The 7,213-nt window shown below is 66.2% G+C and carries 9 protein-coding genes; 5 read left to right on the top strand and 4 right to left on the bottom strand.

The features are described 5' to 3' along the window. Nucleotides 1-259: 259 nt before the first annotated feature. On the bottom strand, nucleotides 260-877 hold the full coding sequence (folE, locus tag VGE49_RS01290) for a GTP cyclohydrolase I FolE (protein WP_331032782.1): 618 nt from the start codon (nucleotides 875-877) through the stop codon (nucleotides 260-262). A 112-nt stretch (nucleotides 878-989) separates the two neighbouring features. Between folE and cysS the strand changes: the two genes are divergently transcribed. After that, nucleotides 990-2,441 (top strand): cysteine--tRNA ligase, encoded by a 1,452-nt coding sequence (gene cysS / locus VGE49_RS01285; protein ID WP_331032781.1) that lies wholly within the window; start codon nucleotides 990-992, stop codon nucleotides 2,439-2,441. Nucleotides 2,442-2,510: 69 nt separating this feature from the next. Here cysS and VGE49_RS01280 read toward each other — a convergent pair whose 3' ends face one another. Then, nucleotides 2,511-3,797, bottom strand: a complete 1,287-nt coding sequence (locus tag VGE49_RS01280) for a lytic murein transglycosylase (protein WP_331032780.1) — start codon at nucleotides 3,795-3,797, stop codon at nucleotides 2,511-2,513. A 367-nt stretch (nucleotides 3,798-4,164) separates the two neighbouring features. Between VGE49_RS01280 and ykgO the strand changes: the two genes are divergently transcribed. The 4 genes from ykgO (at nucleotide 4,165) to VGE49_RS01260 (ending at nucleotide 5,607) form a co-directional block, all read left to right on the top strand. Further along, nucleotides 4,165-4,290, top strand: a complete 126-nt coding sequence (gene ykgO / locus VGE49_RS01275; protein ID WP_006274063.1) for a type B 50S ribosomal protein L36 — start codon at nucleotides 4,165-4,167, stop codon at nucleotides 4,288-4,290. 220 nt (nucleotides 4,291-4,510) lie between these two features. Continuing rightward, complete coding sequence (gene gapR, locus VGE49_RS01270) at nucleotides 4,511-4,786, top strand: nucleoid-associated protein GapR (RefSeq protein ID WP_331032779.1); 276 nt, start codon at nucleotides 4,511-4,513, stop codon at nucleotides 4,784-4,786. Between the two features lie 218 nt (nucleotides 4,787-5,004). Continuing rightward, on the top strand, nucleotides 5,005-5,256 hold the full coding sequence (locus tag VGE49_RS01265; protein ID WP_414643582.1) for a hypothetical protein: 252 nt from the start codon (nucleotides 5,005-5,007) through the stop codon (nucleotides 5,254-5,256). 51 nt (nucleotides 5,257-5,307) lie between these two features. Next, the gene (locus tag VGE49_RS01260) at nucleotides 5,308-5,607 is read left to right on the top strand and encodes a MafI2 family immunity protein (protein WP_331032778.1); all 300 of its coding nucleotides are present in this window, start codon (nucleotides 5,308-5,310) and stop codon (nucleotides 5,605-5,607) included. 363 nt (nucleotides 5,608-5,970) lie between these two features. On the opposite strand, the gene VGE49_RS01255 is transcribed toward VGE49_RS01260, so the two are convergent. Beyond that, on the bottom strand, nucleotides 5,971-6,165 hold the full coding sequence (locus tag VGE49_RS01255; RefSeq protein WP_331032777.1) for a hypothetical protein: 195 nt from the start codon (nucleotides 6,163-6,165) through the stop codon (nucleotides 5,971-5,973). Between the two features lie 20 nt (nucleotides 6,166-6,185). Beyond that, nucleotides 6,186-7,213 (bottom strand): sigma-54 interaction domain-containing protein (locus VGE49_RS01250; RefSeq protein ID WP_331032776.1); only part of this gene is annotated, 1,028 nt, incomplete at its 5' end.

Genomic DNA, 7,213 nt, shown 5'->3' with positions numbered 1-7,213 from the left:
GCGTTCTGTTCGATCGTTTTGCCACCCTGGCCCGCGGGACCGGAAAGTTTAGAGCCCATACGCCGTCGTCTCCATCACAGCTCGCATTCTCCGGCGAGCAGCACTCAAAGGTATGGATCGTCTCTTGGCGTCCCGCGCCGGGCTTGTAAAGCCGTCTTGCGTGACGAATTCGCGTCAAAGGGCAATAAGATTGCCAAATCGGTCGTTTCGCAGGTGCGAGACGACCGGATCAAACCCCTTGCGACTCAGCCTCTTGTCGTCAGCCCCTGGCCAGCTTGAGGAAGCGGTCGGCCAGGGCCGGGTCGTCCTTGAAGGCGCCGGTGAAGCGGGTGGTGATGGTGGTGACGTGGCGGTGATGCACGCCGCGCGTGGTCATGCACTGGTGCGCCGCGTCCAGCAGGACGGCCACGCCGCGCGGCTGCAGGTTCGATTCGATCGCCTCGATGATGTCGTTGGTCAGGGTCTCCTGGTTCTGCAGGCGACGGGCGAAGATCTCGACCACGCGCGCCAGCTTGGAGATGCCCACGACCTTCTCGCCCGGCAGATAGGCGACATAGGCCTTGCCCAGGAAGGGGGCCATGTGGTGCTCGCAGTGGCTCTCGATCTCGATGTCGCGCAGAATGACCATGTCGTCATAGCCGGTCACGTCCTCGAAGGTGCGCGACAGTTCCTTGACCGCGTCGGCGTCATAGCCGTCGAACCACTCGCCATAGGCGTCGACCACCCGCTTGGGCGTGTCGATCAGGCCAGGACGCGAGGGATCGTCGCCCGCCCAGGCGATCAGGGTGCGCACGGCCTCCAGCGCCTGCTCGCGGCTGGGACGCTGGGGGGCTTCCTCGTTGGCGACGAGAACGGGCTTGGCGGGCGTGGTGGACATGAAAGGAACCGGACCGGAAAGGGGGAGGCGCTTAGCTGTTATATGAGATAATCAGGCCGCTATATGGGACGGTTCGTCCGTCCCGCAAGAAAACTCGCAAAGACTGTTACTCATGCCGTTGCATATCCACGACACCCTTCGCCGTGAAAAGCGCGCTTTCACGCCGCGCGATCCGAACCGGGTGACGCTCTATGTCTGCGGTCCGACGGTCTATGACTACGCCCATATCGGCAATGCGCGCCCGCCGGTGGTGTTCGACGTCCTGGTGCGGCTGCTGCGCCGGACCTATGGCGCCGACAACGTCGTCTACGCCCGCAACGTCACCGACGTGGACGACAAGATCAACGCCAAGGCCGCCAAGGAAGGCGTGGCGATCGGCGAGATCACGGCCCGCTACGAGGCCGCCTATCTGGCCGACATGGGCCTGCTGAACGTCAGCCCGCCGGACATCGCCCCCCACGTCACCGATTACATCGACGCCATCACGGCCCAGATCCAGGCCATCATCGATTCCGGCAACGCCTATGCGGCCGAGGGACACGTCCTGTTCGACGTCGCCTCCTATCCGTCCTACGGCGCGCTGTCGGGGCGCAATCTGGATGACATGATCGCCGGCGCCCGCGTCGAGGTCGCCCCCTACAAGAAGAACCCGCACGACTTCGTCCTGTGGAAGCCGTCCAAGGCGGACGAGCCGTCCTGGCCGTCGCCCTGGGGCGAGGGCCGCCCCGGCTGGCACATCGAATGCTCGGCCATGATCGAGCAGACGCTCGGCCTGCCCATCGACATCCACGGCGGCGGCATCGACCTGGTCTTCCCGCACCACGAGAACGAGATCGCCCAAGGCGTCTGCGCCCACGGCCATGCTCATGGCGACAAGGCGCACGACGAATACGCCCGCTACTGGATGCACAACGGCTTCCTGACCGTGGACGCCGAGAAGATGTCCAAGTCGATCGGCAACGTCCTGCTGCTGCATGATCTGGTGAAGGCCATGCCGGGCGAGGTGGTGCGCTGGGCCCTGCTGAGCGCCCACTATCGTCAGCCGCTGGACTGGAACCAGACCCTGCTGGAACAGAGCCGCAAGAACCTGGACCGCCTCTATGGCGTCCTGCGCGACGCCGACGCGGCCCTGGCCGACTTCGATGTCTCCACCCTGGATGAGGCGGAGATGGAACTGGCCGAGAACGCCCTGGACCCGGTGCTGGACGCGCTGGAGGACGACTTGAACACGCCGGGGGCCATCGCCCAGCTGTTCGGGTTGGGCAACGCCCTGCGCGACCTGCTGAACGACGCCGAGGCCGACATCAACGACGTGGCCATGGCCCGCTGGAGCCTGATCGAGGCGGCGGGTTTGCTCGGCGTGCTGACCCTGACCTCGGACGAGTGGTTCGAGGGCGGCGATCCGGCCCTGAAGGCCGAGGTCGAGGCCCTGCTGGAGCAACGCGCCGTCGCCCGCGCCGAAAAGAACTGGGCCGAGGCCGACCGCATCCGCGACCGCCTGAACGAACTGAACGTCGTCGTCATGGACGGCCCGCAAGGCGCCAGCTGGCGCGTGAAGGGCTGACCCCTCGGCGATAATCCGAAATGAAAAGCCCCGCTGTCGCCAGCGGGGCTTTTTGTTCAGCTTTGAGGCTTACCGCGCTCGCCGGATCAGCTCGTCCGCCAGCACGTCCGTCAGATAGCCGTCCGCGACCCGTCCGTTGGCCTGCTGCCAGCGGCGCAGGGCCGCGCGGGTGTTCGAGCCGATGACGCCGTCCACGCCTTGGGTGTCGAAGCCCATGCGAGTCAGGGCGGTCTGGGCGCCGACGCGCTGTTCGCGGGTCAGGGGGCCGTCGTTGGGCCAGGCGGCGGTCAGGGCGGGCTTGCCCTGCACCCCGTCGGCGATCAGGCCGATGGCCAGGGCGTAGCTGACCGAGTTGTTGTAGCGACGGATCACATAGTGGTTGGGCAGGGCCAGGAAGACCGGCCCCTTGGCGCCTTGCGGCAGCAGGATGGTCGCGCCCTCGGCGGCTTCGTCCGCGTTCAGGGTCGCGCCGTTGGCCAGGCGCACGCCGCGCGCGGCCCAGAAGGACCAGGGATGCTTCGGCCCCTCGGCCTGGCTGTAGTCGAAGCCGGCGGGCAGGACGACCTCATAGGCCCAGCCCTGACCGCGCTTCCAGCCGGCCTGGGCCAGCAGGTTGGCGGCCGAGGCCAGGGCGTCGGCGTCCGAGCCCCAGATGTCGACCTTGCCGTCGCCGTTCTGATCGACGCCCAGCTTCAGATAGCTGTCAGGCATGAACTGGGTCTGGCCCATGGCGCCGGCCCAGCTGCCCTTCAGGCCGCTGCGGGCGCGCTTGCCGTCCACGACGATGTCGAGGGCGTTCTTCAGCTGGTCCTCGGCCCAGGCGCGGCGGCGGCCGTCATAGGCCAGGGTGGCCAGCGAGCGGATGACGTCGAAGTCGCCCTGGACCTGACCGAAGGCGCTTTCCTGGGCCCAGACGCCCAGCAGGATCTCGGTCGGCACGCCGAATCTCTGGGTCACGTCCCACGGCACGCGATCGACGCGCTGACGGGCCATGCCGATTCGGGCGGGGGCCGTCGCGCTCTGGATATAGGCGCCGGCCGGGCGCGAGAATTCGGGCTGATTGCGGTCCAGGCGGATGACGCTGGCGTTGGGCGTGACGTTCTGCAGTTCGCGCGAATACTCCCACTTTCGTGCGCCGCCGAGCCGGTTGAGGAAGCCCTGCTTCCAAGCCTCGAAGCCCGCCTGATCATAGGCTTCCGACAGATCCGTGGCGGCCGGAGGCGGCGTCGACGGCGGCGTGGCGGGGGCCGGCTCGACGACCGGCGGAGGCGCCGGCTGCGGCTGAGGCGGCGTCGGAACCATGGGCGCACAGGCCGCAACAGAACCAATCAGGACAAGACGATAGGCGATACGCATGACCACAGGCTAACGCCCCCGAATTCCACGACCAATCACAAGCGCGCGAAGCTCCCTGGGGTTTCCGTGATAAGGGTTAAGGCGGCGCTAACCTTTTGCGACAGGGGAGCCTTAAGGGGAAGATCGTATCCTTGTTTCTCCCTTGGACACGGCCTGGTGGCGGAGGGGCGACGCGCCGGACGTGCATGTCCGGAGACCCTCCGTTCGACCCGGAGGCCAGGCCTCCAGCGGAATCCCCGCGCGGAATGTTGACGAAAGGCGAGGGCCTCTCTATACGCACCGCTCCGCCGCAAGGTCCTGTTCGCAGGGTTTCGCGCATTTGTTTTTGACCGCCCTCACGGGCCTCCAATCTTCGGGACGTCCGACCATGAAGGTCCGCAGCTCGCTTAAGTCGCTCAAGGGTCGCCATCGCGACTGCAAGATCGTTCGCCGCAAGGGCGTGGTCTATGTGATCAACAAGACCGATCCGCGCTTCAAGGCCAAGCAAGGCTAAGACCGCGTCGGCGCCGTTGCAGGCGCCGCGGTTGCGATATTCAAAGGCTGCGGGCTCTGTCCGCGGCCTTTTTCGTGTCCGGACGTCGGGCGGCGGGACGGATGCGATTCGGTTCTGAGCGCCGTTCGGGCGATTCCCTTCTTGCCCTGTCGGCCCCCGGTCTGCTTGAGAGTGGGGTCACGGTCGCCCGCCGGCCAATTCAAGTTTCGGAGCTTTCCTCATGGCCGACGACGCCCCCGCCTTCGACAATCCCGATGTCCTGACCGCCACGGCCCAGGGGCGTCTGCGCTCGATCATCGAACGCCTGGAGCGCCTCGAAGAGGACAAGCAGGCGGTCATGGTCGACATGAAGGAGGTCTTCGCCGAGGCCAAGGGCGAGGGCTACGACGTCAAGGTTCTGCGCAAGGTCCTGCGCCTGCGCAAGCAGGACAAGGCCAAGCGTCAGGAAGAAGAAGCGATCCTGGACCTCTACCTGTCGGCCCTCGGCGAGATCTGAGGGAGGCGGGCCTGAAGCGCACGCCCTTCAAGCCCCCCAGCGACCGCCCTTCACGCTCCGGCAGCCTGAAGGGCGGCGACGCATCCAAGCTGCGCTCCAGCGGGCTGGCGCGGGCCAGCAGCCTCAACGAAGGCAGCCCGAAGGGCGGTAGCGGCCTGAAAGCCAAACCTTCGCTGTCTCCCTGGGAGCAGCAGAAAGAGGCCGCTAAACGCTCGGCTTTGAACGCCCTGAAACGCGCCCGCCGCTCGGCCGAGAAGGCGGGCGTTTCATTGTCCGAATGGGAGGGCGACTTCCTCGATTCAGTGGGCGAGCGAATCGAAACCCACGGCCGCGCCTTCGCCGACCCCGAAAAAGGCGCCCCCGGTCAGGCCCTCTCGGCCATGCAGGGCCGCAAGCTCAAGGAAATCACCGCCAAGGCCAACGGCGAGGAAACCCGGCCCTGGATGCGCAAGGCGAAGCGGGAGGAGTGAGGTCTGCTTTCGACCCATTGCGGACTTTCCATTCCAGCGGATATGTGAAGCATGACAGCGTTCGATCCCGCCCTGCTTCTCTCCGCTCAACGCGCCCTTTTGGGTGCGATTGACGCAGATGTTCGGCTGATCAGTGTCCGACGCGACGACGCAACGATCACCATGACGACCGTGTCAGCGCGGCCGCTCAGCGACGATGCTGCCCAGGCGCTATCGATTGCCGCCACAGAGATCATCGCTGACTTTCCAGATTGCGTAATTCAGGAACAGTTTGTCGTCAGCGCGGTAGTGCCATTCCAGCGAGATAGCGACGGGGAATACTTGGTCTTTCAGCGACTGGAAATCCGCTAACCACCCAAAGCAGCCCTTCCTAGCTACTCTTCCCACTCCACCGGGCCCCAAGGCTGTGCATCTGCCCAAGCTTTTGCTTCGGCTAGCGATGCAAACTCGCCACCCGTCGTTGCTCCAACCTCGTAGAGATAGCCGTCAGGTGTTTGCGGGATCGGCCTGCTTTGAACGAGGCGTTCCTCGTCATCGTATCGCGCGGACGCTTCGCCGACCGGCTTGGCGGTGATTTCAACGGACCGTCGGACGTTTCCGTTATAGAGCCAGGAACCGGAAGCAACCGTTCTTCTCATGGCCTACCTCTAACCTCTAAGGTTTCCGCTAACCACCCTTAGCGGACGTTCAGCAGGTCCGTTTTGCGTTCCCCGCCTACTTGCTCGACCACGGCCGCGCTGCGCCGGTCTTGATGCGGCGGGCCTGTTCGCGCTGGAAGCGGCCGCCGCGCGGGGGCTTGGGGCGGGCGGCGATGGCTTCCTGCTTTTCGCGCAGGGCGCGCTGGATCGGGGTCTCGGTGGGAGCCTCGTCCGTCGGGGCGGGGGACTGGTCGTCGCTATGGTCGCTCATGACCGCAGCCTAGCACGTCCTCAGCCCGCTTCCTTCAGCTGCTCTTCCAGCCCCTGTTCGCGGACCTTGCGATAAAGGGTCGAGCGGCCGATGCCCAGGCGTCGGGCGATCTCGCTCATGTGGCCGGAATAGACCTCTATGGCGTGCTGGATCAGGTCGCGCTCGATCTCTTCCAGGGTGCGCAGGTGGCCGCGCGCGTCGATGATGCGGACCGGGCTGTCGGGCTGGGCCTCGTCGCCCGTGTGGTTGCCGGGCGTTTCGGCGCGGTCGTGCGAGACGGCGGCGCCGGAGGTCAGCGGCATGGCGACGCCCGAGATGGCCGGGAAGTCATGCGGCTGCAACAGCGGCGAATCGGCAAGGACCAGGGCGCGATAGATCGCGTTTTCCAGCTGGCGCACATTGCCGGGCCAGTCGTAGCCCTGCAGCAGGGCCATGGTCTCGACGGCGCAACCGGCGACGCGCTTGCCTTCTTCCACGTTGAAGCGGGCGATGAAGTGCTCGACCAGGGCCGGGATGTCCTCGCGCCGTTCACGCAGGGCCGGGGCTTCGATGGGGAAGACGTTCAGGCGATAGAACAGGTCCTCGCGGAAGGCGCCTTCCTTGACCTGCTGGGCCGGGTCGCGATTGGTGGCCGAGACGATGCGGACATCGACCTTGACCGCGCGCTTGGCGCCGACCGGGTCGATCTCGCCTTCCTGCAGGGCGCGCAGCAGCTTGACCTGCATGTCCAGCGGCAGTTCGCCGATCTCGTCCAGGAACAGGGTGCCGCCGTTGGCCTCCATGAACTTGCCGAGGTGCTTGTCGGTGGCGCCGGTGAAGGCGCCCTTCTCGTGGCCGAACAGGATGGACTCGACCAGATTGGCGGGCAGGGCGCCGCAGTTGACGGCCACGAAGGGCTTGCCGGCGCGGTCCGAGGCGCCGTGCAGGGCGCGGGCGATGACCTCTTTACCCACGCCGCTTTCGCCGGTGATCAGCACCGGGATGCCGGACTTGGCGGCGCGGACGCCCAGAGCCTTGACCATGCGCATCGGCGGGCTGTCGCCGACGA

This window comes from Brevundimonas sp., from assembly GCF_036405315.1.
GTDB lineage: Bacteria > Pseudomonadota > Alphaproteobacteria > Caulobacterales > Caulobacteraceae > Brevundimonas.
Note: the sequence above shows the minus strand (reverse complement) of the source record. Positions and strands in the feature narration are given on the sequence as shown.